The organism is Caulobacter sp. HJHS_5 (assembly GCF_056683955.1).
In genome coordinates this window covers 1-871 of sequence record NZ_JBWZNC010000015.1, presented here as the reverse complement: position 1 = coordinate 871, position 871 = coordinate 1, and the positions used below count along the sequence as shown (strand labels likewise).

Here is an 871-nt window from a genome sequence, read left to right as displayed (position 1 = left end):
GAGCCGGTGGCGGCGACGACGAAGCCGATGACGATGGGGGTGATGATGCCCGCCAGGTTGGTGCAGAAGTTGAACAGGCCGCCGGTGACGCCGATCAGGCGGCGGGGGGCGACCTCGGAGATCAGGGTCCAGCCGAGGTTGGACATGCCCTGGCCGAAGAAGGCGATCGACATCACCGCGATGACCACGGCGTTGCTGTCGACGAAGGCCGCGGCGGTGATCAGCGAGGAGAGCAGCAGGCCCATGACCACCGGGGTCTTGCGGGCGACGGTCAGCGAGCGGCCGGACTTGACCAGCCAGTCGGAGAGCAGGCCGCCGAGGATGACGCCGACGGTGGCGGCGATGAACGGCAGGGAGGCGAAGAAGCCGACCTTGATGAAGGCCATGCCGCGCTCCTTGACCAGATAGGTCGGGAACCAGGTGAGGAAGAACACCAGGGTCGAGTTGGTGGCGAACTGGCCGATCGAGGCCCCGACGATCTGGCGCTGCTTCAGGAGCCAGCCGATGTCGGCCCAGGAGAACGGTTGCTTGGCCGAGCGGGCCAGGTCGATGCCGCCGCCGGCGGCGATCTCGTCGAGCTCGGCCTGGTTGGCCCACTTGCTCTCGGCCGGCTCGCGATAGAGCCGCCACCACACAAGCCCGAACAGCACCCCGACGACCCCGGCCCCGATGAACAGATGCCGCCAGCCGAACTCGGCGGTCACCCAGAACAGCAGCGGGCTGAGGAAGGCGATGCCGAAGTACATGCCGATGGAATAGACGCTGTTGGCCCGCGCCCGTTCGCGCTGCGGAAACCAGCTGACCAGGATGCGGCTGTTGGCCGGGAAGCACGGGGCCTCGGCCGCCCCCATGCCCAGGCGGGCGCCGAACA

Annotated in this window: 1 protein-coding gene; it reads right to left on the bottom strand. The window is 68.3% G+C overall.

What is annotated here, in order from left to right; translation table 11 throughout:
* On the bottom strand, positions 1–871 hold an 871-nt coding region (locus tag ACFLIT_RS17830), incomplete at both ends, for an MFS transporter (RefSeq protein WP_479912613.1).